The organism is Pseudomonas sp. B21-047, assembly GCF_024748775.1.
Taxonomy (GTDB): domain Bacteria; phylum Pseudomonadota; class Gammaproteobacteria; order Pseudomonadales; family Pseudomonadaceae; genus Aquipseudomonas; species Aquipseudomonas capeferrum.
The window spans coordinates 1,386,812-1,408,058 of record NZ_CP087169.1 but is presented as its reverse complement, the minus strand read 5'-3'; the positions used below and the strand labels follow the sequence as shown (position 1 = coordinate 1,408,058).

At 64.0% G+C, this 21,247-nt stretch carries 19 protein-coding genes; 10 read left to right on the top strand and 9 right to left on the bottom strand.

The features are described from left to right. Nucleotides 1-6 precede the first annotated feature (6 nt). The gene (locus LOY26_RS06500; protein WP_033700711.1) at nucleotides 7-531 is read right to left on the bottom strand and encodes a DUF2059 domain-containing protein; all 525 of its coding nucleotides are present in this window, start codon (nucleotides 529-531) and stop codon (nucleotides 7-9) included. Nucleotides 532-686: 155 nt separating this feature from the next. On the opposite strand from LOY26_RS06500, the gene LOY26_RS06495 reads away from it, so the two are divergent. After that, entirely contained in the window at nucleotides 687-2,081 is a 1,395-nt protein-coding gene (locus LOY26_RS06495) for a class II fumarate hydratase (RefSeq protein ID WP_186659270.1), read from the top strand. A 37-nt stretch (nucleotides 2,082-2,118) separates the two neighbouring features. Here LOY26_RS06495 and LOY26_RS06490 read toward each other — a convergent pair whose 3' ends face one another. Continuing rightward, on the bottom strand, nucleotides 2,119-3,084 hold the full coding sequence (locus tag LOY26_RS06490) for a DMT family transporter (RefSeq protein ID WP_258714493.1): 966 nt from the start codon (nucleotides 3,082-3,084) through the stop codon (nucleotides 2,119-2,121). A 130-nt stretch (nucleotides 3,085-3,214) separates the two neighbouring features. Further along, complete coding sequence (pap, locus tag LOY26_RS06485) at nucleotides 3,215-4,708, bottom strand: polyphosphate:AMP phosphotransferase (RefSeq protein ID WP_047581747.1); 1,494 nt, start codon at nucleotides 4,706-4,708, stop codon at nucleotides 3,215-3,217. A gap of 121 nt (nucleotides 4,709-4,829) precedes the next feature. Here pap and mnmC point away from each other — a divergent pair, with 121 nt between their 5' ends. The 5 genes from mnmC (at nucleotide 4,830) to LOY26_RS06460 (ending at nucleotide 12,139) form a co-directional block, all read left to right on the top strand. After that, nucleotides 4,830-6,797 (top strand): bifunctional tRNA (5-methylaminomethyl-2-thiouridine)(34)-methyltransferase MnmD/FAD-dependent 5-carboxymethylaminomethyl-2-thiouridine(34) oxidoreductase MnmC, encoded by a 1,968-nt coding sequence (mnmC, locus tag LOY26_RS06480; RefSeq protein ID WP_258714492.1) that lies wholly within the window; start codon nucleotides 4,830-4,832, stop codon nucleotides 6,795-6,797. 216 nt (nucleotides 6,798-7,013) lie between these two features. Then, nucleotides 7,014-8,801 (top strand): N-acetylglutaminylglutamine amidotransferase, encoded by a 1,788-nt coding sequence (locus LOY26_RS06475; protein ID WP_186654674.1) that lies wholly within the window; start codon nucleotides 7,014-7,016, stop codon nucleotides 8,799-8,801. Nucleotides 8,802-8,804: 3 nt separating this feature from the next. Then, nucleotides 8,805-10,550 carry an N-acetylglutaminylglutamine synthetase gene (ngg, locus tag LOY26_RS06470; RefSeq protein WP_186654672.1) on the top strand — a complete coding sequence of 582 codons (1,746 nt, stop codon included), beginning with the start codon at nucleotides 8,805-8,807 and terminating at the stop codon, nucleotides 10,548-10,550. An 86-nt stretch (nucleotides 10,551-10,636) separates the two neighbouring features. Continuing rightward, nucleotides 10,637-11,824, top strand: a complete 1,188-nt coding sequence (locus LOY26_RS06465; RefSeq protein ID WP_186654670.1) for an osmoprotectant NAGGN system M42 family peptidase — start codon at nucleotides 10,637-10,639, stop codon at nucleotides 11,822-11,824. Between the two features lie 87 nt (nucleotides 11,825-11,911). Beyond that, nucleotides 11,912-12,139 carry a YheU family protein gene (locus LOY26_RS06460; RefSeq protein WP_258714491.1) on the top strand — a complete coding sequence of 76 codons (228 nt, stop codon included), beginning with the start codon at nucleotides 11,912-11,914 and terminating at the stop codon, nucleotides 12,137-12,139. Between the two features lie 3 nt (nucleotides 12,140-12,142). Here the strand turns inward: LOY26_RS06460 and csrA are convergent, their stop codons facing one another. Then, entirely contained in the window at nucleotides 12,143-12,331 is a 189-nt protein-coding gene (gene csrA, locus LOY26_RS06455; protein ID WP_033700722.1) for a carbon storage regulator CsrA, read from the bottom strand. A 120-nt stretch (nucleotides 12,332-12,451) separates the two neighbouring features. Further along, nucleotides 12,452-13,261, bottom strand: coding sequence for an SDR family oxidoreductase (locus tag LOY26_RS06450; protein ID WP_258714490.1), 810 nt, complete (start codon nucleotides 13,259-13,261; stop codon nucleotides 12,452-12,454). 206 nt (nucleotides 13,262-13,467) lie between these two features. On the opposite strand from LOY26_RS06450, the gene LOY26_RS06445 reads away from it, so the two are divergent. Further along, nucleotides 13,468-13,620, top strand: coding sequence for a DUF3309 family protein (locus tag LOY26_RS06445; protein WP_012271016.1), 153 nt, complete (start codon nucleotides 13,468-13,470; stop codon nucleotides 13,618-13,620). Between the two features lie 67 nt (nucleotides 13,621-13,687). Here LOY26_RS06445 and LOY26_RS06440 read toward each other — a convergent pair whose 3' ends face one another. The 3 genes from LOY26_RS06440 to LOY26_RS06430 form a co-directional block, all read right to left on the bottom strand. Then, nucleotides 13,688-15,352, bottom strand: coding sequence for a cation acetate symporter (locus LOY26_RS06440; protein ID WP_033700724.1), 1,665 nt, complete (start codon nucleotides 15,350-15,352; stop codon nucleotides 13,688-13,690). Then, the gene (locus LOY26_RS06435) at nucleotides 15,349-15,660 is read right to left on the bottom strand and encodes a DUF485 domain-containing protein (protein WP_033700725.1); all 312 of its coding nucleotides are present in this window, start codon (nucleotides 15,658-15,660) and stop codon (nucleotides 15,349-15,351) included. Before LOY26_RS06435 ends, LOY26_RS06440 begins: the two co-directional genes overlap by 4 nt. 162 nt (nucleotides 15,661-15,822) lie before the next feature. Then, complete coding sequence (locus LOY26_RS06430; protein WP_033700726.1) at nucleotides 15,823-16,683, bottom strand: glycine betaine ABC transporter substrate-binding protein; 861 nt, start codon at nucleotides 16,681-16,683, stop codon at nucleotides 15,823-15,825. 197 nt (nucleotides 16,684-16,880) lie between these two features. Here LOY26_RS06430 and LOY26_RS06425 point away from each other — a divergent pair, with 197 nt between their 5' ends. After that, the gene (locus LOY26_RS06425) at nucleotides 16,881-18,449 is read left to right on the top strand and encodes a beta (1-6) glucans synthase (RefSeq protein ID WP_186654645.1); all 1,569 of its coding nucleotides are present in this window, start codon (nucleotides 16,881-16,883) and stop codon (nucleotides 18,447-18,449) included. A 13-nt stretch (nucleotides 18,450-18,462) separates the two neighbouring features. Here the strand turns inward: LOY26_RS06425 and LOY26_RS06420 are convergent, their stop codons facing one another. Then, entirely contained in the window at nucleotides 18,463-18,825 is a 363-nt protein-coding gene (locus tag LOY26_RS06420; protein ID WP_033700728.1) for a hypothetical protein, read from the bottom strand. Between the two features lie 190 nt (nucleotides 18,826-19,015). Here LOY26_RS06420 and LOY26_RS06415 point away from each other — a divergent pair, with 190 nt between their 5' ends. Further along, a complete protein-coding gene (locus LOY26_RS06415) occupies nucleotides 19,016-20,314 on the top strand; it encodes a serine/threonine protein kinase (protein WP_033700729.1) in 1,299 nt (432 codons plus the stop codon). Nucleotides 20,315-20,387: 73 nt separating this feature from the next. Continuing rightward, nucleotides 20,388-21,131 (top strand): VacJ family lipoprotein, encoded by a 744-nt coding sequence (locus LOY26_RS06410; protein WP_408980766.1) that lies wholly within the window; start codon nucleotides 20,388-20,390, stop codon nucleotides 21,129-21,131. The last annotated feature ends 116 nt before the right edge of the window (nucleotides 21,132-21,247 follow it).

The following is a 21,247-nucleotide window of genomic DNA, read 5'->3' as shown; positions in this document are numbered from 1 at the left end:
CGTTACTCACTTCTTGGCGGGGACGGCAGCCTTGCCAGCGTTCGGGTCAAGCTCTTTGGTCATGTCTTCGAGCAGCTTGTTGACCACCGGCACTGCTGGTTCCAGGCTCTGCTGGGTGAGCTGCGCCGACTGCTGGGTAACCTTTGGCATTTCGCGCAACACTTTCTTGCCCAGCGGCGACTCGTAGAACTTGACCAGGTCCTTGAGCTCGGTCTCGGTGAAGGTCGCGGTGTACAAGTCGACCATTTTCGGCTTCAGCTTGTTCCAGCCGATGGCGTTGTCCAGGGCGGCATTGGCCTTGGCCTGGTAGCTTTCCAGTACCGGCTGCTTCGACGAAGGCGCTTTGGTCTGGGCAAAGCGCTGGGCGAACATCTGTTGGACCTGCATATAGACCGGAGTGCCCAGCTTGTCGGCGTTGGCCAGGGTCAGGAATTTCTCGGCGGCAGCGTTGTGACTGGCGGTGGCAGCGAGTACCTGGCCGCTGGCACAGGCCAGGGCGACGGCGGCACAGAGGACACGGAGACGGGTCATTGCATTTCCTTCATAAAGAGGGAGGCGGGTACCTCAGAGATGAGCATTCTGCGCTGTGGTGGCGATGTGCTCAAGTGGGGACGACGAGCGATGGAACCGCTCTGTCGAATCAGGGCCTAAACTGCGATTTCGAACCACAAAGGAGTGAGCGCAGAATGAGCCGTATCGAGACAGACAGCCTGGGCCCGGTCGAAGTTCCTGAGGACGCCTACTGGGGTGCGCAAACCCAGCGTTCGCTGATCAACTTCGCCATTGGCAAGGAACGCATGCCCCTCGCGGTGCTGCACGCCCTGGCGCTGATCAAGAAGGCTGCAGCACGGGTCAACGATCGCAACGGTGACCTGCCGGCCGAAATCGCCCGGCTGATCGAGCAAGCCGCCGACGAAGTGCTCGACGGTCAGCATGACGATCAGTTCCCGCTGGTGGTCTGGCAGACCGGCAGCGGCACCCAGAGCAACATGAACGTCAACGAAGTCATCGCCGGCCGTGCCAACGAACTGGCCGGCAAGGGCCGCGGCGGCAAGACGCCGGTGCACCCCAACGACCACGTCAACCGCTCGCAGAGTTCCAACGACTGCTTCCCCACGGCCATGCACATTGCCGCAGCCCAGGCGGTGCATGAACAGCTGCTGCCGGCGATCGCCGAGCTGTCGGCAGGGCTGGCCGAGCTGTCGGCGCGCCACCAGAAGCTGGTCAAGACCGGCCGCACGCACATGATGGACGCCACGCCGATCACCTTCGGCCAGGAGGTTTCCGCCTTCGTCGCCCAGCTCGACTATGCCCAGCGCGCCATCCGCGCCACCCTGCCCCCGGTCTGTGAACTGGCCCAGGGCGGCACGGCCGTGGGAACAGGCCTGAACGCGCCACACGGCTTCGCCGAAGCCATCGCCGCAGAGCTGGCCGCGCTGTCCGGCTTGCCGTTCGTCACCGCGCCCAACAAGTTTGCGGCGCTGGCCGGCCATGAACCGCTGACCAGCCTGGCCGGGGCCTTGAAGACCCTGGCCGTGGCATTGATGAAAATCGCCAACGACCTGCGCCTGCTCGGCTCCGGCCCGCGTGCGGGGCTTGCCGAAGTGCGCCTGCCAGCCAACGAGCCGGGCAGCTCGATCATGCCTGGCAAGGTCAATCCGACCCAGTGCGAGGCGCTGTCGATGCTGGCCTGCCAGGTGCTGGGCAACGACGCGGCGATCGGTTTTGCCGCCAGTCAGGGCCACTTGCAGTTGAACGTGTTCAAACCGGTGATCATCCACAACCTGCTGCAGTCGGTGGAACTGCTGGCCGACGGCTGCCGCAACTTCCAGCGACACTGCGTGGCCGGCATCGAGCCCGACGCCGAGCAGATGGCGGCGCACCTAGAGCGCGGTTTGATGCTGGTGACCGCGCTGAACCCGCACATCGGCTATGACAAGGCAGCGGAGATTGCCAAGAAGGCGTATGGCGAGGGCAAGACCTTGCGCGAGGCGGCACTGGAGTTGAAGTACCTGACCAATGAGCAGTTCGATCAGTGGGTGCGGCCGGAGAACATGCTGGCACCGGGCGGCAAGGGCTGATTCAGCGGCTGCCGCTACTGGCCCTTAGCGGCGCAGGTTATAGATGCACCTGCGCCAGGCGGGCCTTTCTCGCCCGCCAGCCAGCGACCAACGAAGGCCCCAGCGCCACCAACGCCGACCCCAGCACCACCGTCACCGCGCCCAGATACCCCAGGGCATTGATGTCCTCGGCATGCACATACGCCGGCCACATCCAGGCCGCAATAGCCACTGCCACAAAAGTCACCAGCGGCGTCAACGCCAACGTCGCACTCACCCGCGAAGCCTCCCAATGCGCCAGGGCTTCGGCGAAGGCACCATACGCCACCAGGGTATTCAGGCAGCAGGCCAGCAACAGCCAGCTCTGCAGCGGCGACAGTTGCAACGCTTCCAGCGGATGCACCCAAGGCGTGAGCAGCGCGGCGCAAAACAGGTAGATCACCATCATCACCTGCTGTGAGTGCCATACCGTCAGCAGCTGCTTCTGGCTCAGGGCGTAAAACACCCAGATGCTGGTCGCCAGCAAAATGGTCAACACGCCTGTGGTGTATGCGCCGAGCGAGGTCAGCAGTTCTTCCAGGCGCTGGTTGAAGAACAGGCCGAACCCCCCGATCAGAATCAGCAGGCCCACCCCCTGCCCCAGGCTGAACCGCTCTTTGAACACGAACACGCTGGCCACCAGCAACAGTACCGGGCCGACCTGTACAACCAGTTGTGCGGTGCCAGGGCTGAGCAGCTTGAGGCCGATCAGGTACAGCACGTAGTTGCCCATCAGGCCGAGCACGGCCACAGCCACCAGCCCTTTGCCCTTGCGCCCGAGCTTGCCGAACGCTGGCAGCCGGCGATTGGCCCCCAGCCAGGCGAACAACAGCCCACCGGAAACCAGCAGGCGGTACCAGGTGACGGTGACCGGGTCCATCACCAGCAGCACCTGCTTGAGCTTGATCGGCAGGATGCCCCACAGCAGCGCGGTCAGAAGTGCCAGGAACAGGCCATAGACCCTGCGTCCGGAAGTGGTGTGCATAAAGCCCTCGTTCAAGCCCGTGGTGGGGGTGGTTGGATTCTACGGGCTTGACGGGTGGCAGCGGGGCAAACAGCCGTGAAAAGAATTCATCAGGTCATTCCGCCGCGGCATGGCTGAACCCCCACTGGGGCTATTTTTTGTCTTTGGCAAATGCCGCTTCCAGCGCCTCGTTGATAGTGCGCAATACCTTCACCCGTGCCCAGCGTTTGTCGTTGGCTTCGACTAGCGTCCACGGTGCGATCTCGCTGCTGGTGCGGTCTACCATGTCGCCCACCGCCTCGGTATACAGGTCCCACTTTTCGCGGTTGCGCCAGTCGTCCTCGGTGATCTTGTAGCGCTTGAACGGGATCTGCTCGCGTTCCTCGAAGCGCTCCAGCTGGGTCTGCTGGTCGATCGCCAGCCAGAACTTGACCACTACCACGCCCGCATTCACCAACTGCTCTTCGAAATCATTGATCTCGCTGTAGGCGCGCATCCAGTCGGCCGGGGTGCAGAAACCCTCGACCCGCTCCACCAGCACCCGGCCATACCAGGACCGGTCGAAGATGGTGAACTTGCCCCGCGCCGGAATCTGCCGCCAGAACCGCCACAGGTACGGCTGCGCCCGCTCGTCTTCGCTGGGCGCGGCAATCGGCACGATACGGTACTGGCGTGGGTCCAGCGCGGCTGCCACCCGGCGGATCGCGCCGCCCTTGCCGGCCGCATCGTTACCTTCGAACACCGCCACCAAGGCATGCCGGCGCATGTGTTTGTGGCGCAGCAGGCCGGCCAGGCGCGCCTGCTCGGTCACCAGTTGCTCCTGGTAATCCTGCTTGTCCAGGCGCAGGGTCATGTCCAGGGCGCCGATCAGGCTGCGCTGGTCGATGCTGCGGCCCAACGGCGCGACGTTGCCGTGGTGCTTGCCCTTGGGGTTGTTGGCCAGTGCGGCTTGCAGGCTCTCCAGTAAAATGCGCCCCACCGCCAGGCTGCGATAGTAAGGGTCGACCCCCTCGACCACGTGCCAGGGCGCGTAGTCACGGCTGGTACGGCGCAGTACGCGCTCGCCAAACCGCACGAAGCGGTCGTAGGTCTCGGATTGCTGCCAGTCCAGCGGGCTGATCCGCCAGCTGTGCAGCGGATCGTCCTTGAGCGCCTTGAGGCGGGCTTTCATCTGTTTCTTGGAGAGGTGGAACCAGAACTTGATGATCAGCGCGCCTTCGTCGCACAGCATCTGTTCCAGCCGTTCGGCGCCGGTGATGGCCTGGTCGAGTACCGCGTCCTTGAATACCCCGTGCACACGCCCCTGAAGCATCTGGCTGTACCAGTTGCCAAAGAACACCCCCATCCGCCCCTTCGGTGGCAGCGCCCGCCAGTAGCGCCAGGCCGGTGGCCGGGCCAGTTCCTCGTCGGTCTGCTGGTCGAAGGTGAGCACATCGATCATGCGCGGGTCCATCCACTCGTTGAGCAGCTTGACCGTCTCGCCCTTGCCAGCCCCTTCGATGCCGTTGATCAGCACAATCACCGGGAACCGCGCCTGCTGCTTGAGCTCGTACTGGGCTTCGAGCAGCGCTTCGCGCAGGGCAGGCACTTCGGCGTCGTAGGTTTCCTTGTCGATGCTGTGACCGATTTCGGCGGATTCGAACATGCAGTGGCTCCTTCAATGGATAAACAAGACTAGCGGATTTGTGCTGTGGCTGTGCCGCTGCAACCTGCGCAAAGAGCGTAGATGGCATAAAATCCCGGCATCCGCTGCAACCGAGCCCACCATGTCCACCCTCCTCCAGCATGCCCAGATCGACTGGGACGACCAGGGCCGCCCCCATTCGCGGCAGTACGACGATGTGTACTTCGCGGTCAACGAAGGCATCGAAGAAACCAAACATGTCTTCCTCGGCCAGACGCGCCTGGGCGAACGCTTCGCCGACCTGGCGCCGCACGCCTGCCTGGTGATCGGCGAAACCGGGTTTGGCACCGGCATGAATTTTTTCTGCGCCTGGCAGTTGTTTGACGAACACGCCCATGCCGACGCCCGCCTGCATTTCGTCAGTGTCGAAAAGTACCCGCTCGGCCACGCCGACATGGCCAGGGCAGTACGCCTATGGCCAGAGCTGGCTGCTTTTACCGAGCCATTGCTTGAGCAGTACGTGGCGGTGCACCCGGGGTTCCAGCAGTTCACCTTCGACAACGGTCGGGTCACCCTGACGCTGTTGATCGGTGATGTGCTCGAACAACTGCCGCAGCTCGATGCACACATCGATGTGTGGTTCCTCGATGGCTTCGCCCCGGCCAAGAACCCCGACATGTGGACCCCTGAACTGTTCGCGCAACTGGCGCGGCTGTCACACGCGGGCACCGTACTGGGCACCTTCACCACCACTGGCTGGGTGCGGCGCAGCCTGGTCGAAGCCGGCTTCGCCATGAAGAAAGTGCCGGGGATCGGCAAGAAGTGGGAGGTGATGAGCGGCGCCTACACTGGGCCGACAGCCACCCGTCAGTACGTGCCCTGGTATGGCCGCCCGCACAGTGTCGAAGGGCCGCGCGAAGCCTTGGTGATCGGGGCCGGGCTGGCGGGCAGTGCCACTGCCGCCAGCCTGGCCAGGCGTGGCTGGCAGGTTACGGTACTGGAACGTCACGACGCCCCCGCCCGGGAAGCGTCCGGCAACCCGCAAGGGGTGCTGTACCTCAAACTGTCCGCCCATGGCACCGCCCTTTCGCAGATGATCCTGGCCGGTTTCGGCTATACCAGGCGCCAGCTCGAAAGCCTGCAGCGTGGCCGCGATTGGGATGCCTGTGGGGTGCTGCAGCTGGCGTTCGACAGCAAGGAAGCCGAACGCCAGGGCAAGCTGGCCGCAGCCTTCGACCCTGACCTGTTGCGCGCGCTGGGCCGTGAAGAAGCCGAGGCGCTTGCCGGGGTGGCCCTGCCGGCAGGCGGCCTGTTCTACCCGCAAGGCGGCTGGGTACACCCGCCGGCCCTGTGCCTGGCGCAGTTGCAGCACCCCGGGGTTCGGCTGCTGGTGCACCATGAGGCGGTCGCGCTGCGCAAGGTCGATGACCTGTGGCAGGCCTGGGATGGCGAGCGCCTGCTGGCCAGCGCCCCCCTGGTGGTGCTGGCAGGTGCCGCCGATGTACGGCGTTTCGAGCCCTGCGCACAGTTGCCGCTCAAGCGCATCCGCGGGCAGATCACCCGCCTGCCGGCGACCGACAGCAGCCGTGCCCTGCGCACGGTGGTGTGCGCAGACGGCTATGTAGCGCCCCCGCGGGAGGGCGAACATACGCTGGGCGCCAGCTTCGACTTCCACAGTGAAGACTTGGCGCCGACCGTTGCCGAACATAAAGGCAACCTGGCATTGCTGGATGAGATCTCCGCCGACCTGGCACAGCGACTGGATATTGCCTCGCTCGACGCCGAGCAGTTGCAGGGCCGTGCAGCGTTCAGGTGCACCAGCCCCGATTACCTGCCGATCGTCGGGCCGATGGCCGACCCGCAGGTGTTCGCCGAAACCTTTGCCGTGCTGGCCAGGGATGCGCGGCAGGTGCCGGAAGTGGACTGCCCCTGGCTCGACGGGCTGTATGTGAACAGTGGGCACGGGTCACGGGGGTTGATCACCGCGCCGCTGTCGGGCGAATTGATTGCTGCATGGGTGTGTGGCGAGCCTTTGCCGGTGCCTCGTGCTGTGGCTGAAGCGTGCCATCCGAACCGGTTTGCCTTGCGCAGGTTGATTCGCGGTAAGTGAATGGGTTGGGGCATGGCTGGAGATCAGTTGCGCCTGTGAGATCGAGCGCCGCCCGCGCGGCGCTCGATCTCACAGGCGCAACACCCCCAAGCCAAGCCCCCAGCACCCCATCTATATAACAGATTGATCTAAAACTCCTGCAAACCTCCCCGGTCAGTTCCTTAAGGCGCCTGCTTCCGGGCGCCGCCTCCCCAACGGAAAAACCGGTAAGGACTTATGTGCGGATTAGCAGGAGAGTTACGTTTTACCCCCATCGACCAAGCCCCACGCCCGGCCGACCTGGCCGCTGTGGAGCGCATCACTCACCACCTGGCGCCTCGCGGCCCGGACGCCTGGGGCTTCCATAGCCAAGGCCCGATCGCCCTCGGCCACCGCCGGCTGAAAATCATGGATTTGTCCGACGGCTCGGCGCAGCCGATGGTCGACAATACCCTGGGCCTGTCGCTGGCCTTCAACGGTGCCATCTACAACTTCCCCGAGCTGCGCCAGGAGCTGCAGGACCTGGGCTACAGCTTCTGGTCCGACGGCGACACCGAAGTGCTGCTCAAGGGCTACCACGCCTGGGGCGCAGCCCTGCTGCCCAAGCTCAACGGCATGTTCGCCCTGGCCATCTGGGAGCGCGATAACCAACGCCTGTTCCTGGCCCGCGACCGCCTCGGCGTCAAACCCCTCTACCTGTCGCGCAACGGCGAGCGCCTGCGTTTCGCCTCGACGCTGCCTGCACTGCTGAAGGGCGGCGACATCGACCCGGTCATCGACCCGGTGGCGCTCAACCACTACCTCAACTTCCACGCCGTGGTGCCGGCGCCGCGCACCTTGCTGGCCAATGTGCAAAAGCTCGAGCCCGGCACCTGGATGCGCGTCGACCGTCACGGCGAAGTCGAACGCCAGACCTGGTGGCAACTGCAATACGGCGCCCACCCCGACGAGCGTGAGCTCGACCTGGAAGGCTGGACCACCCGCGTGCTCGACGCCACGCGTGATGCCGTGGCGATCCGCCAGCGCGCTGCGGTGGATGTCGGGGTGCTGCTGTCCGGCGGTGTCGACTCCAGCTTGCTGGTCGGCCTGCTGCGCGAGGCCGGCGTAGACGACCTGTCGACCTTCTCCATCGGCTTCGAAGATGCCGGCGGCGAACGCGGCGACGAGTTCCAGTATTCCGACCTGATCGCCCGCCACTACGGCACCCGCCACCACCAGTTGCGCATCGCCGAACACGAGATCATCGACCAGTTGCCGGCCGCGTTCCGCGCCATGAGCGAGCCGATGGTCAGCCATGACTGCATCGCCTTCTACCTGCTGTCGCGGGAAGTGGCCAAGCACTGCAAGGGCGTGCAAAGCGGCCAGGGCGCGGACGAGCTGTTCGCCGGTTACCATTGGTACCCACAAGTCGACGGCGCAGAGGATGCCTTCGGCGCCTACCGCGACGCATTCTTTGACCGCAGCCACGCCGAGTACCGTGACACCGTGCAAGCGCCCTGGCTGCTGGAAAGCGACGCCGCAGGCGATTTTGTCCGCGAACACTTCGCCCGCCCCGGCGCCCGCGACCCGGTAGACAAAGCCCTGCGCCTGGACAGCACGGTGATGCTGGTCGATGACCCGGTCAAACGGGTCGACAACATGACCATGGCCTGGGGCCTGGAAGCCCGTACGCCGTTCCTCGACTACCGCCTGGTGGAGCTGTCGGCACGCATCCCGGCGCGCTTCAAGCTGCCCGATGGCGGCAAGCAGGTGCTCAAACAGGCCGCCCGCCGGGTGATCCCGCATGAAGTGATCGACCGCAAGAAGGGTTACTTCCCGGTCCCTGGCCTCAAGCACCTGGAAGGCGCAACGCTGGGTTGGGTGCGCGAGCTGCTGACCGACCCCAGCCAGGACCGTGGGCTGTTCAACCCGGCCATGATCGACCGCCTGCTGAGCAACCCGCACGGCCAGTTGACCCCTTTGCGTGGCTCCAAGCTGTGGCAGCTGGCGGCGCTCAACCTGTGGCTGAGCGAACAAGGAATCTGATCGATGAAAGCCCACGAAATCGCCTACGGCCAGCGCCTGCTGCGCGGCCAGGCACCGTCCTACGAGCGCTTGCAGGCGCGCCTGGCCGGCGATGGCAGCGAGCCCCACGACCAGCCACGTGCCTTGCACTGCGGCTGGGGCCGGCTGCTGATCGGCCACACCTACCCGGACCCGGCCAGCCTGGCCGAGGCGCTGCAGGCAGAGCGCCCCGGCGAGCGCGACATCGCCCTGTACGTGGCGGCGCCGCAGCAGCTGCTGGCCCAGGCGCCACAACAGCTGTTTCTCGACCCGTCCGACACCCTGCGCCTGTGGTTCACCGATTACCGCCAGGCGCAACGGGTGTTCCGCGGCTTTCGCATCCGCCGGGCACAGAGTGACGCCGACTGGCAGGCGATCAACGGCCTGTACCAGGCCCGTGGCATGCTGCCGGTGCAGCCCGAACTGCTGACCCCACGCCACCTCGGCGGGCCGGTGTATTGGCTGGCCGAAGACGAAGACACCCACGCGGTGATCGGCAGCGTCATGGGCCTGAACCACAGCAAGGCCTTTGACGACCCCGAGCACGGCAGCAGCCTGTGGTGCCTGGCCGTCGACCCGCACTGCACCCGCCCTGGCGTGGGTGAGGTGCTGGTGCGCCACCTGATCGAGCACTTCATGAGCCGAGGCCTGGCCTACCTGGACCTGTCGGTGCTGCATGACAACCGCCAGGCCAAGCGCCTGTACGACAAGCTCGGCTTTCGCAACCTGCCGACCTTCGCGGTCAAGCGCAAAAACGGCATCAACCAGCAATTGTTCCTCGGCCCAGGCCCTGAAGCCGGGCTCAACCCCTATGCGCGGATCATCGTCGACGAGGCCTATCGGCGTGGCATCGAGGTACAGGTGGACGATGCCGCAGGCGGGCTGTTCACCCTCAGCCTCGGCGGGCGCCGGGTGCGTTGCCGCGAATCGCTGAGCGACCTGACCAGCGCGGTCAGCATGACCCTCTGCCAGGACAAACGGCTGACCCAGCAGACCCTGCACAACGCCGGCCTGCACGTGCCGGTGCAGCAACTGGCCGGCAATGCCGACGACAACCTGGCGTTTCTCGACGAGCACGGCGCCGTGGTGGTCAAGCCGGTGGATGGCGAACAAGGCCAGGGCGTGGCGGTCAACCTGACCACCTATGACGACGTCAGCCAGGCCATCGAACACGCCCGGCGTTTCGACAGCCGTGTGCTGCTGGAAAGCTTCCACCCCGGCCAGGACCTGCGCATCCTGGTGATCGGTCACGAAGTGGTAGCGGCCGCCATTCGCCACCCGGCGCAGGTAATAGGTGACGGCAAGCACAGCATCAAGGCGCTGATCGAAGCCCAGAGCCGTCGCCGGCAAGCCGCGACCAGTGGCGAAAGCCGCATACCGCTGGACGATGAGACCGAACGCACCGTACGTGCCGCCGGCCTCGACTACGGCAGCGTGCTGCCTGCCGGCCAGCGCCTGGCCGTGCGCCGTACCGCCAACCTGCACACCGGCGGCACGCTGGAGGACGTGACCGAGCGCTTGCACCCGGTGCTGGCGGATGCCGCCGTGCGGGCTGCACGGGCGCTGGATATTCCAGTGGTGGGCATGGACCTGATGGTGCGTGATGCCGAGCACCCGGATTACGTGATCATCGAAGCCAACGAGCGGGCCGGGTTGGCCAACCATGAACCGCAGCCAACAGCCGAGCGCTTTGTCGACCTGCTGTTCCCGCATAGCCGGGCGTTGGCGTGAATCAATAACGGCCTCTTCGCGGGGCAGGCCCGCGCCCACAGGTTATCGCTGCGGTGAACCTGCGAAGAGGCCGGTAAGGAGTGCATATGCCTGAACATCACCACCCCGAACCCGATCTGGACTACCTCAAACGCGTCCTGCTGGAGATGCTCGCCATCCCCAGCCCCACCGGCTTCACCGACACCATCGTGCGCTACGTAGCCGAACGCCTGGACGAACTGGGCATCCCCTTCGAGCTGACCCGCCGTGGCACCATCCGCGCCACCCTCAAAGGCCGGCAAAGCTCGCCCGACCGGGCCGTGTCCGCCCACCTGGACACCATCGGTGCCAGCGTGCGGCAGGTGCAGGACAACGGCCGCCTGGCCCTGGCCCCGGTAGGCTGCTGGTCGAGCCGTTTTGCCGAGGGCAGCCGGGTCAGTGTGTTCACCGACACTGGCGTGTTCCGCGGCAGCGTGTTGCCGCTGATGGCCAGCGGGCATGCCTTCAACACCGCCATCGACCAGATGCCCGTGAGCTGGGACCACGTCGAAGTGCGCCTGGACGCCTATTGCGCCACCCGCGCCGACTGTGAAGCCCTGGGGGTATCGATTGGCGACTTCGTGGCGTTCGACCCCTTGCCCGAGTTCACCGACAGCGGCCACATCAGTGCCCGTCACCTGGACGACAAGGCCGGGGTAGCCGCCTTGCTGGCGGCGCTTAAGGCGGTGGTGGAAAGTGGCCAGCAGCCGCTGATCGACTGCCACCCGCTGTTCACCATCACCGAAGAAACCGGCTCTGGCGCGGCAGGCGCCCTGCCCTGGGACGTCAGCGAATTCGTCGGTATCGACATTGCCCCGGTAGCGCCAGGGCAGGCCTCCAGCGAGCATGCAGTGAGCGTGGCCATGCAGGACTCTTCAGGGCCTTACGACTACCACCTGTCCCGCCACCTGCTGAAACTGGCGGGCGACCATGAGCTGCCGGTCAGGCGTGACCTGTTCCGCTACTACTTCAGCGATGCCCACTCGGCGGTAACGGCAGGGCATGACATCCGTACCGCGCTGGTGGCGTTCGGTTGCGATGCCACCCACGGTTATGAGCGCACCCACATCGACAGTCTGGCGGCGCTCAGCCGGTTGTTGTCAGCGTACCTGTTGAGCCCACCGGTATTCGCCAGCGACTCGCAGCCGGCCAATGCCTCGCTCGAACGCTTCAGCCACCAGCTGGAGCACGATGCGCAGATGGAGAGCGATACCCGGGTACCGGCGGTGGACAGCCTGGTTGGTAATAAAGGCTGAGCCCCTGGGGCCGCACAGCGGCCCCAAACCCTCGTACTTTTCGCGTAGCATGCCCACACACTTAATTCCCCAGAATCGCCCCTGCCCATGCTGATCCCCTACGACCAACTGCAAGCCGAAACCCTGACCCTGCTGATCGAGGACTTCGTCACCCGCGATGGCACCGACAATGGCGACGATACCCCCCTGGAAACCCGCGTGCTGCGCGTGCGCCAGGCGTTGGCCAAGGGCCAGGCGTTCATCCAGTTCGACCCGGAAAGCCAGCAATGCCAGTTACTGGCCAAACACGATGTGCCACGCGAACTGCTGGACTGACCTTCAGGCAATACGAGCCTTGCGCGCCTCACCCTCCTTGATGCGCTTGTACACTTCGGCGCGGTGCACTGGCACCTCGCGCGGTGCACTGATCCCGAAACGCACCATCCCGTCTCGCGTCTCCACCACCATGATGCGGATGTCATCGCCGATAGTGATGACTTCGCCCACTTCGCGCCCTATTACCAGCATGATCCGATCCTCCTGCGACAGGGAAAACCGGAGCTTGCCTCGGGTACAGATGGCTACACAATGGCTCCAGGGCAATTCAGAACAGACCTACATTCATAGGTAAATCCCCCTACAGACGGATCATCGCGCCGGGGCTTTGGCGCGCATTTTCACCGCCACTTCGGCCATCTCGTCATACAGTCGCGCGGGCGCCTCGCACTTGAGCTGCCAGGCTTGACGTCCAGCCTCGTGCGGCAGGATCAGGAACTCGCCGGCGGCGACTTGCCGGTGGATATACGCGGCAATATCGACCGCGCTGATCGGGGAGCCTTCCAGCAGTTTGCCGACCTGGGCTTTCATGGCCGGGTTCGGGCCACGGAACGAATCGAGCAGGTTGGTCTGGAAGAACGACGGGCACACCACGTGCACCGCCACCTGCAACTGGCGCAACTCGACCAGCAGGCTCTCCGACAACGCCAGCACGCCAGCCTTGGCCACGTTGTAGTTGCTCATGCCCGGGCCCTGCATCAGCGCGGCCATCGAGGCGATGTTGATGATTCGGCCCTTGCTGCGCTCCAGCAACGGCAGGAATGCCTTGCAGCCCTTGACCACGCCCATCAGGTTGACCGCGATCTGCCAGTCCCAGTCCTCCAGCGACAGCTCCGCGAAAAAGCCGCCCGAGGCGACGCCGGCATTGTTGACGATCACATCGATGCCGCCAAAGCGCTCTTCGCACGCCTGGGCCAGGGCGGTGAGCTGGCTGTAGTCGCGTACATCACAGCGCTGCACGAAGCCCTCGCCACCGGCCTCACGGGCCAGCGCCAGTGTTTCGCGCAGGCCTGCCTCATTGACGTCGGCCAACGCCAGGCGCCAGCCCTCGTGTGCCCAGCGCAGGGCGATCTCGCGACCCAGGCCGGACCCGGCGCCAGTAATCATGATGCGGTTTTGCATGGTGGCAGGCCTTGTTCTGATGGGTTGTCAGGCGAGTCTAATCAAGGCATTGGCATCCGGCAGGATCCATCAGGGTAGTGAATGGGCGGGCATGACCAAGCGGTCAGTGCCGAGCAAATGGAATCTTTCACAAGCGGCACCGGTCCGAATTAACAAGAGGCCAGCAGTCCGAGGCCCTTGACCCCTAACCACGCAAGGACTCCGCCATGACCACGATCCTCATCATCATCCTGATCCTGCTGCTGATCGGTGGCTTACCCGTCTTCCCACACTCACGCAGCTGGGGCTACGGCCCATCCGGCATCGTCGGCGTAGTGCTGGTGATTCTGCTGGTGCTGTTGTTGCTAGGCATGATCTAGCCGGCCATGAATGAAAAAACCGCGATACGGGCATCACCCGTATCGCGGTTTTTTATGACCTCAACGATCAGTGCGAGACAGCACCGGAGGCGCCCAGGCCAGTCTGCGAACGCACAAACTGCGGGAAGAACAGCGCACGTTCGTTTTCAGCTGCCTTGGACTTGTCGGTGACCGAGAAGAACCAGATACCAACGAAGGCAATCAGCATCGAGAACAGCGCCGGATACTCGTACGGGTAGATCGCCTTCTCGTGGCCGAGGATCTGCACCCAGATGGTCGGGCCAAGCACCATCAGGCCCACTGCACTCACCAGGCCCAGCCAGCCACCGATCATGGCGCCGCGGGTGGTCAGTTTCTTCCAGTACATCGAAAGCAGCAGTACCGGGAAGTTGCAGCTGGCGGCAATCGAGAACGCCAGGCCGACCATGAAGGCGATGTTCTGCTTCTCGAACAGGATACCCAGGCCGATCGCCAGCACGCCCAGGGCGATGGTGGTGATCTTCGACACGCGGATCTCGTCCTTGTCGTTGGCCTTGCCCTTGCGCCATACGCTGGCGTACAGGTCATGGGACACCGCCGAGGCACCGGCCAGGGTCAGGCCCGCTACCACCGCCAGGATGGTGGCAAAGGCCACCGCCGAGATGAAGCCGAGGAACACGCTGCCACCCACGGCATTGGCCAGGTGCACCGCTGCCATGTTGTTGCCACCCAGCAGGGCGCCTGCGGCGTCCTTGAAGTCCGGGTTGGTGCTGACCAGCAAGATCGCGCCGAAGCCGATGATGAAGGTGAGGATGTAGAAGTAGCCGATGAAGCCTGTGGCGTAGAGCACGCTCTTGCGCGCTTCCTTGGCGTCGCTGACGGTGAAGAAGCGCATCAGGATATGCGGCAGGCCGGCGGTACCGAACATCAGCGCAAGGCCCAGGGAGAACGCCGAGATCGGGTCCTTGACCAGGCCGCCAGGGCTCATGATCGCCTCACCTTTGGCGTGCACCTTGATCGCTTCGGAGAACAGGGTGTTGAAGTCGAAGTTGACGTGCTTCATCACCATCAGCGCCATGAAGCTGGCACCGGACAGCAGCAGCACGGCCTTGATGATCTGTACCCAGGTGGTGGCCAGCATGCCGCCGAACAGTACGTACAGGCACATCAGGATGCCAACCAGGATCACCGCCACGTGGTAGTCGAGGCCGAACAGCAGCTCGATCAGCTTGCCGGCGCCGACCATCTGCGCGATCAGGTAGAACGCCACCACCACCAGCGAGCCGGAGGCCGACAAGGTACGGATTTCCTTCTGCCCGAGGCGGTACGAGGCCACGTCGGCGAAGGTGTACTTGCCCAGGTTGCGCAGGCGTTCGGCGATCAGGAAGAGGATGATCGGCCAGCCGACCAGGAAGCCGATCGAGTAGATCAGGCCGTCGTAGCCAGAAGTGAACACCAAGGCAGAAATACCCAGGAACGAGGCCGCCGACATGTAGTCACCGGCAATCGCCAGGCCGTTCTGGAAACCGGTGATCTTGCCACCGGCAGCATAGTAGTCCGCCGCCGACTTGTTGCGCTTGGAGGCCCAGTAGGTGATGCCAAGGGTAAAGGCGACGAAGGCCACGAACATGGCGATCGCGGAAACGTTCAGCGGCTGTTTCTGCACCTCGCCGGTCAGGGCATCGGCGGCCCACACGGCGGGTGCGAAAACGCCGCAGGCCAGAACGGCCAGGGCTTTGGCGTGGCGAATCATTGTTGCGCCTCCTTCAGGATAGCCTTGTTCAGCTCATCGAACTCGCCGTTGGCGCGGCGTACGTAGATGGCGGTCAGCACGAATGCCGAAAGGATCAGGCCGACGCCCAGGGGAATGCCCCAGGTAATCGACGACTCAGGGCTGAGCTTGGCGCCCAGAATCTGAGGACCATAGGCGATCAGGAGGATGAAGGCGCAGTAGAGTCCGAGCATGATCGCCGAGAGAATCCAGGCGAACCGTTCGCGTTTGGTGACCAGCTCCTTGAAGCGCGGGCTGTTTTGTATCGAGAGGTAAATGCTGTCGTTCATTGTTTTTGTCCTAGCAGCACAGATCAGGGAGAACCCACCTTCACTTTATGCTGCCGTTGGACGCCAACCAGACGACCTTAGTCTTAGATGCAACAGTGTTTTGCGATATGTGTAACAAAGCTTGGGGCCGCTGCGCAGCCCCAAGATCAACAATCCTAGCGCTTACTTACCGGTCCACTCCTTGACCCGATCCGGGTGCTTGGCCACCCAATCCTTGGCTGCCGCTTCAGGCTTGGCACCTTCCTGAATCGCCAGCATCACCTCGCCGATCTCGTCCTTGGACTGCCAGCTGAACTTCTTGAGGAACTCGGCCACTTCCGGCGCCTTGGTCGCCAGCTCTTTGCTACCGATGCTATTGACGGTTTCAGCAGCGCCATAAACACCCTTCGGGTCTTCCAGGAACTTGAGCTTCCACTTGGCGAACATCCAGTGCGGCACCCAACCAGTCACTGCAATCGACTGCTGCTTGGAGTAGGCACGGCCCAGTTCAGCCGTCATGGCTGCGCCAGAGCTTGCCTGCAGCTTGTAACCCGTCAGGTCGTAGTCCTTGATGGCCTGGTCGGTCTTGATCATCACGCCGGAGCCAGCGTCGATGCCGACAATCTTCTGCTTGAAGCTTTCGTCGGTCTTGAGGTCGGCGATACTCTTCGCCTTCACGTACTCAGGGACGATCAGGCCGATCTTGGCATCCTTGAAGTTGGCACCGTAGTCGACCACGTTGTCCTTGTTCTTGGCCCAGTACTCGCCGTGGGTCACCGGCAGCCAGGCCGACAACATCGCATCGAGCTTGCCGGTGGCCACGCCCTGCCACATGATGCCGGTGGCCACGGCCTGCAACTTCACGTCGTAGCCCAGTTGCTGCTTGATCACTACGGCGGCAACGTTGGTGGTCGCCACGCTGTCGGCCCAACCATCCACGTAACCGATGCTTACTTCTTTAGCCATTGCCTGCGCAGCGCTCATGGCCAATACCAGGGCGGTGCCCGCCCCCAGGAAACGTCGCACTGTCTTCAAAGTCGCCATCAAAGCATCCCCTCGTCAGGTCTCGGAGATTGCATCATCTTCCTGCAACAAAGAGCAACCTGCTCCGTGAACGACATCCAACCGCCCCATATGCGACAGCACTGTGCCATTAGCGGCATCGGCTCACGCCAGCCTGCGCGATCCTTGCATGCCAAAGGTTTGGCGCCGGGCTACTATCTACCCTTTTGCGCCTGACGATGGACCGCCCGATGCCCAGCCCTACCCGCCTGCACCTGCCGCTCTACCTGTTTGCCTGCCTGCTTGCCCTGATCGGGCTGGGGGCGCTCTGGTACGGGCTTGGCAAGCCGGTACAGCTGCCCGATGCGGCCAGCCCCACGCATAAGCTGCAGTGTGCTTCGTATACGCCGTTCGACAAGGATCAGTCACCCTTCGACCAGCCGTTTCGCCTGCGCCCGGCGCGCATGGACGCCGACCTGGCCTTGCTGGCCGAGCGTTTCCAGTGCATCCGCACGTACTCGATGACCGGCCTTGAGGCAATCCCGCTGCTGGCGCGCAAACATGGCCTGAAGGTGATGCTCGGCGCCTGGGTCAACGCCAACCCGGTGGACACCGAAAAGGAAGTGGACCTGCTGATTGCCACGGCCAACGCCTACCCCGACGTGGTCAGCGCGGTGATCGTCGGCAACGAGGCGCTGCTGCGCAAGGAGGTCACCGGCGCGCGCCTGGCCGAGTTGATCGCCAAAGTGAAGCGCCAGGTCACGGTACCGGTGACCTATGCCGATGTCTGGGAATTCTGGCTGCAGCATCCGCAGGTGGCCCCTGCCGTGGACTTTCTGACCATTCACCTGCTGCCCTACTGGGAAGACGACCCGCGCGGCATCGACGATGCCCTGGCCCATGTCGCCGAGGTGCGCCGGGTATTCGGTACGCGCTTTGCGCCCAAGGGCATCCTGATCGGCGAGACCGGCTGGCCCAGCGAAGGCCGCCAGCGCGAAACCGCAGTACCCAGCCGGGTCAACGAGGCGCGCTTCATCCGCGGCTTCGTCAGCCTGGCCGAACAGCATGGCTGGCAGTACAACCTGATCGAAGCCTTCGACCAACCGTGGAAGCGTGCCAGCGAAGGCGCCGTGGGCGGCTATTGGGGGCTTTACGATGCCGACCGGCAGGACAAGGGCGTGCTCGAAGGGCCGGTCAGCAACCTGCCCTACTGGCCGCAGTGGCTGGTGGCCAGTGCGGTGTTGATGTTGACCGTGCTGCTGCTGGCCGGGCGCCCCGCGACAACCGCCGGGGCCGTGCTGTTGCCGTTGTTGGCAGCGTTTGGCGCGGGTTGCCTGGGGTTGTGGGGCGAGCTGATGCGCAGCCATGCGCGCTTTGCCGGGGAATGGCTGTGGGCCGCGCTGCTGGTGGGGCTCAACCTGCTGGTGCTGGCCCATGCGGCATTGGCGTTGGTGCGTGCTGAAGGGTGGCGTGCGCGCCTGTTCGCCTGGTTCGAGGCCCGTGCGGGCTGGCTGTTGCTCGCCGCAGGCTTTGCGGCGGCGGTGAGCATGCTGGCGCTGGTGTTCGACCCGCGTTATCGCAGTTTCCCCAGCGCTGCATTGGCATTGCCGGCGGTGGTTTACCTGCTGCGGCCGGTGCTGGCGCGGCGGGCCGAGGCCGCGTTGCTGGCGTTTATCGTAGGGGCGGGGGTGGCGCCGCAGTTGTACCTCGAAGGCCTGCAGAACCAGCAGGCCTGGGGCTGGGCGGTAGTGAGCGTGCTGATGACAGCGGCCTTGTGGCGCAGTTTGCGACTGCGCAGGGCCGAGTGACCACAACGCCCCGTCAGCGGGGTTGGCGCACCAGCCGCAACCCCGCCAGCACCACGGCAAACACCGCAATGCTCGCGGTATACAGCACCAGCGCCGGGATCGCGAACACCAGCGCAGCGCCTGCCAGCCACCTGCCGGCCCGCCCGGCGACCACCTGCGCGATCAGCGCCAGGCCGAGCCCACTCCAGGCGATTACCTGAAAATGGATGCCCAGCCCCAGCAGCGAACGCACCTGGCACTGCCAGAACGCACCGGGCGCGGCACACAGCCCCACCCACTGCGCATCTTCCATCAGCCCATAACGTACGCCATAGCTGGCGGCCAGCCACAACGGCAGGAACAACAGCAGGGCAACGATCGGCAACGAACGAGACATCCAGTTCTCCAATAGCAGTAATCGAAATCGTGCATGATCGCCCAAGCCCTGTTGTAAGGCAAAATCACCATCCAGCAGCTATGTTGCAGATAACGAGCACACCAAAGGCCACCGCACTTGGCAACTTTGCCCATGCCGCCGTGGTCCTAGCCTGCACATTGCACCACCTTGCGTCTTTTTGGGGGATTACATGCTTCGAACTTTGCGCCTCGCTGCCTTGCTCGGCGGCCTGCTCATGGCTGCGGCCGCTTCGGCGCGGGACATCGACGCCGCGAGCTATGGCTACCCCTTGACCAACCCGTTCGAGGCAACCATCGCCACCACGCCGCCCGAGCAGCGCCCGACCTTGCCCAGCGACGATGAGATCGACCAGGCCGACTACAGCCTCAACCTGCGCCCCGAGCGAGAATTCACCTTGCCCGACAACTTCTGGTCGGTGAAAAAACTCAAGTACCGCCTGGCCCGTCAAGACCGCGAAGCACCGCTGATCTTCGTCATCGCCGGCACCGGTGCGCCCTATTCGAGCAGCATCAACGAATACCTGAAAAAACTGTTCTACCAGGCCGGCTTCCACGTGGTGCAACTGTCCTCGCCCACCAGCTACGACTTCATGAGTGCGGCCTCGCGCTTCGCCACCCCCGGTATCAGCCAGGAAGACGCCGAAGACATGTACCGGGTCATGCAGGCCGTGCGGGCCCAGCATCCGCGCCTGCCGGTCAGCGACTTCTACCTCACCGGCTACAGCCTCGGTGCCCTGGACGCGGCGTTCGTCAGCCACCTGGACGAAACCCGGCGCAGCTTCAACTTCAAGCGCGTGCTGCTGCTCAACCCGCCGGTCAACCTGTACACCTCGATCAACAACCTCGACAAACTGGTGCAGACCCAGGTCAAGGGCATCGACCGCAGCACCACCTTCTACGAACTGATGCTGACCAAGCTGACCCGTTACTTCCAGGACAAAGGCTACATCGACCTCAACGAGGCCCTGCTGTACGACTTCCAGCAGTCACGCCAGCACCTGTCCAACGAGCAGATGGCGATGCTGATCGGCACTTCGTTCCGTTTTTCGGCAGCGGACATCGCCTTTACCTCCGACCTGATCAACCGCCGCGGCCTGATCATTCCGCCGAAGTTTCCGATCACCGAGGGCAGTAGCCTTACGCCGTTCTTCAAACGTGCCCTGCAGTGCGATTTCGACTGCTACATGACCGAGCAGGTGATCCCCATGTGGCGCGCCCGCACCGACGGCAACAGCATCCTGCAACTGGTCAACCAGGTCAGCCTGTACGCGCTGGAAGACTACTTGCGCGACAGCCCGAAGATTGCCGTGATGCACAACGCCGACGACGTCATCCTCGGCCCCGGCGATATCGGCTTCTTGCGCAAGGTGTTCGGCGACCGCCTGACCCTTTACCCCCATGGCGGCCATTGCGGCAACCTCAACTACCGCGTCAACAGCGACGCCATGCTGGAGTTCTTCCGTGGTTAACAAACTCCTCTTCGCCACTGCCCTGCTTGTCGCCGGCAACGCCCTGGCCGCAGAGACCGCACCGCGGGCCAGCGTGATCGAGGCCGACCCGCCGATTACCGGCGCCTCGCTGGCACCTGAATCCGATGGTTTTATCGACCCGCTGCGCGAGCTCAAATTCAACCCCGGGCTCGACCAGCGCGAGTTCGAGCGCTCCACGCTGGAGGCGCTGAACGTCTACGACCCGCTGGAGTCGATGAACCGGCGCATCTATCACTTCAACTACCGCCTCGACCAATGGGTGCTGCTGCCGGTGGTGAGCGGCTATCAATACGTCACCCCGCGCTTCGTGCGCACCGGGGTGAGCAACTTCTTCAACAACCTGGGCGATGTGCCGAACCTGTTCAACAGCGTGCTGCAACTCAAGGCCAAGCGTTCGGCCGAAATTACCGCACGGCTGATGTTCAACACCCTGATCGGGGTGGGTGGGCTGTGGGACCCGGCGACCAAGATGGGCTTGCCCCGCCAGAGTGAAGACTTCGGCCAGACGCTGGGCTTTTATGGCGTGCCGGACGGGCCGTTCCTGATGCTGCCGGTGCTGGGCCCTTCAAACCTGCGCGATACCACCGGGCTGGTGGTGGACTATGCCGGCGAGCAGGCGGTGAATTACCTGAACGTGGCCGAGGCAAGCACCGACCACCCGGAAATCTTTGCCCTGCGCGTGGTGGACAAGCGTTACACCACCAACTTCCGCTATGGGCAGCTCAACTCGCCGTTCGAGTATGAGAAGGTTCGGTATGTGTATACCCAGGCGCGCAAGTTGCAAATTGCCGAGTAAGTAGTTGTCGGCCCCTTCGCGGGGCAAGCCCGCTCCCACAGGATCTTCACTCCCTTGGGGTTGTATCCAGACCTGTGGAAGCGGGCTTGCCCCGCGAAGAGGCCAGCACTGCCTCC

What these genes read in the sequence shown, in the direction of transcription:
- LOY26_RS06435 (WP_033700725.1), bottom strand. Translation starts at nt 15,660, where the DNA reads ATGAACGACAGCATTTACCTCTCGATACAAAACAGCCCGCGCTTCAAG.
- LOY26_RS06465 (WP_186654670.1), top strand. Translation starts at nt 10,637, where the DNA reads ATGCCTGAACATCACCACCCCGAACCCGATCTGGACTACCTCAAACGC.
- LOY26_RS06430 (WP_033700726.1), bottom strand. Translation starts at nt 16,683, where the DNA reads ATGGCGACTTTGAAGACAGTGCGACGTTTCCTGGGGGCGGGCACCGCC.
- LOY26_RS06440 (WP_033700724.1), bottom strand. Translation starts at nt 15,352, where the DNA reads ATGATTCGCCACGCCAAAGCCCTGGCCGTTCTGGCCTGCGGCGTTTTC.
- LOY26_RS06445 (WP_012271016.1), top strand. Translation starts at nt 13,468, where the DNA reads ATGACCACGATCCTCATCATCATCCTGATCCTGCTGCTGATCGGTGGC.
- ngg (WP_186654672.1), top strand. Translation starts at nt 8,805, where the DNA reads ATGAAAGCCCACGAAATCGCCTACGGCCAGCGCCTGCTGCGCGGCCAG.
- LOY26_RS06460 (WP_258714491.1), top strand. Translation starts at nt 11,912, where the DNA reads ATGCTGATCCCCTACGACCAACTGCAAGCCGAAACCCTGACCCTGCTG.
- LOY26_RS06415 (WP_033700729.1), top strand. Translation starts at nt 19,016, where the DNA reads ATGCTTCGAACTTTGCGCCTCGCTGCCTTGCTCGGCGGCCTGCTCATG.
- csrA (WP_033700722.1), bottom strand. Translation starts at nt 12,331, where the DNA reads ATGCTGGTAATAGGGCGCGAAGTGGGCGAAGTCATCACTATCGGCGAT.
- LOY26_RS06500 (WP_033700711.1), bottom strand. Translation starts at nt 531, where the DNA reads ATGACCCGTCTCCGTGTCCTCTGTGCCGCCGTCGCCCTGGCCTGTGCC.
- LOY26_RS06475 (WP_186654674.1), top strand. Translation starts at nt 7,014, where the DNA reads ATGTGCGGATTAGCAGGAGAGTTACGTTTTACCCCCATCGACCAAGCC.
- LOY26_RS06490 (WP_258714493.1), bottom strand. Translation starts at nt 3,084, where the DNA reads ATGCACACCACTTCCGGACGCAGGGTCTATGGCCTGTTCCTGGCACTT.
- mnmC (WP_258714492.1), top strand. Translation starts at nt 4,830, where the DNA reads ATGTCCACCCTCCTCCAGCATGCCCAGATCGACTGGGACGACCAGGGC.
- pap (WP_047581747.1), bottom strand. Translation starts at nt 4,708, where the DNA reads ATGTTCGAATCCGCCGAAATCGGTCACAGCATCGACAAGGAAACCTAC.
- LOY26_RS06420 (WP_033700728.1), bottom strand. Translation starts at nt 18,825, where the DNA reads ATGTCTCGTTCGTTGCCGATCGTTGCCCTGCTGTTGTTCCTGCCGTTG.
- LOY26_RS06450 (WP_258714490.1), bottom strand. Translation starts at nt 13,261, where the DNA reads ATGCAAAACCGCATCATGATTACTGGCGCCGGGTCCGGCCTGGGTCGC.
- LOY26_RS06425 (WP_186654645.1), top strand. Translation starts at nt 16,881, where the DNA reads ATGGACCGCCCGATGCCCAGCCCTACCCGCCTGCACCTGCCGCTCTAC.
- LOY26_RS06495 (WP_186659270.1), top strand. Translation starts at nt 687, where the DNA reads ATGAGCCGTATCGAGACAGACAGCCTGGGCCCGGTCGAAGTTCCTGAG.